General features: G+C 71.6%; 2 protein-coding genes and 2 pseudogenes. All 4 read right to left on the bottom strand.

Features of this window, described 5'->3' with window-relative positions; translation table 11 throughout:
• Positions 1-456, bottom strand: a 456-nt coding sequence (locus G3O00_RS42405; protein WP_206146567.1) for an Hpt domain-containing protein, incomplete at its 3' end; no start/stop codon positions are given.
• A complete protein-coding gene (locus tag G3O00_RS42400) occupies positions 453-1,160 on the bottom strand; it encodes a chemotaxis protein CheW (RefSeq protein WP_174931863.1) in 708 nt (235 codons plus the stop codon). The genes G3O00_RS42405 and G3O00_RS42400, both read right to left, overlap by 4 nt.
• Positions 1,161-1,206: 46 nt before the next feature.
• Positions 1,207-1,506, bottom strand: a pseudogene (locus G3O00_RS42395) (MCP methyltransferase); the annotation flags it as partial.
• A gap of 25 nt (positions 1,507-1,531) precedes the next feature.
• Positions 1,532-1,659 (bottom strand): annotated as a pseudogene (locus tag G3O00_RS42390) (cobalamin biosynthesis protein CobD); the annotation flags it as partial.

The raw sequence follows: 1,659 nt of genomic DNA, 5'->3' as shown, positions 1-1,659 counted from the left end.
GCGATACGGTACGACCGACGGCGGCATCGGCGGCGGGACGGCGGACGGCGCCTGCATCGTCTGCGCGCCGTCGGCGCCGGTCAGCGCCGCCGCGAACACGTCGATCTCCGTCGGCGTCACGGGTTGCCCCTGCGGATCGCCGACGCGCACCAGCAGATCGACGCCCGCCAGCAGCACGTCGACGTGCGTGGCCGTCAGCGCGATCGTGCCGGCCTGCGCGGCGACGAAGCACTCTTCCATCCGCCCCGCGATATCGACGCCGAGCGGCACGCCGACGATGCGCGCGGCGCCCTTCAGCGAATGCGCGGCGCGCATGCATGCCTCGAGCGCGACGGAATCGGGCTCGCCCGATTCGAGCGCGAGCAACCGCTCGGACAGCGCCTGGGTCTGCGTGCGCGTCTCCTCGCGATACAGCTCGAGCAGCGACAGGTGGCTCAGGTCGTCATCGCCGCTCATCGCATGCTCCGTGTGACTGCGTCGAACAGGCGGTCGTCGTCGAGCAGGCCCACCGACTTGCCGCGCCACGACAGCACGCCGCGCGACAGGCCGGCGCTCGCGCGCCCGACCGTCGCCGGCACGGGCACCCAGTCGGACGCGCCGAAGCGCAGCACGCCCTCGACTTCGTCGACCGGAAACACCACCGGCTCGCCCTGGTGCGCCGCCACCAGCAGCCGCGTGAAGCGGCCATCGTCACCGCCGCTGCCGCCCTTGCCCGCATCGAGGCCGAGCAGCGCGCCGATCGAGATCGCGATGCGCAGCGTGCCGCGGATGTTGACCACGCCGCGCACAGCCGAATTGCGGCGATGCGGCAGCGAATGGATCGGCCGCGTGCCGGCGATCTCGCGCAGCACGCCGATCGGCAGCGCGAGCCATTCGTCGGCCACGCGGAACGCCAGCGCCGCGTGGTGCGTATCGGCATCGGCGTCGTGCACGTGCGGCGCACCGGTCGCGCTCATCCGGCGCGTGGTGTCGGCCATCTCGGCGCCGTCCAGCGGACGCTCGAGCAGCTTCGCCGCGTGATACGCGTACACGGAGCAGTTCAGGCAGCGCAGGCAGTCGTTCAGCCGCTCGCAGGTGCGGTCGCCACGCGTGCCGATCCGGTTCCAGCAATCGTCGACGTCGATCGTCGTCTCGTCAAAGGCAGCGGCGGCGCGGTTCATGAAGTCCTCTGGTCATCGCGGTGTCGGTTCCCAACCCGTAGTCTTGTCAGCCGGCCGAGCGCCGTGCGCGCTCGAGCAGCCATTGCGCGCCCGCACGATCGCCGCCGACGTCGAGCAGCGTCGCGAGATGGGTCAGCGCTTCGTGGTGCGTGGGCCGCAGGTACAGCGCCTTCCGGTAGAAGTCGCCGGCTTCCGTGGCGCGTCCGCGCGCATCCGCGATCAGCCCGTTCAGGTAGAACGCATCGGCATGCGGCCCGACGCGCGCCGAGAACTGCGCGAGCACGCGCTCGGCCTCGTCGAACGCGCCGGCATTCGCCAGCGCCTGCGCATCTTCCAGCGTGGGCGCGGCGCTTTCGGCGACCGGTGCGAGCGACGGCGCCGGCCGGGCCGCTCGGCAGCACGTACCAGACGAACACGCCGAACACGTGGCGATGCGATGCGACAACGGCGTGAATCAGCGTATGGCGAACGATTTCGCCGCCCGGCATGTCGACCGTCG

Origin of the sequence: Burkholderia sp. Ac-20384 (genome assembly GCF_017104605.1) — a bacterium.
Lineage (GTDB): Bacteria > Pseudomonadota > Gammaproteobacteria > Burkholderiales > Burkholderiaceae > Burkholderia > Burkholderia lata.
This window is presented reverse-complemented; position numbering and strand designations above follow the sequence as displayed.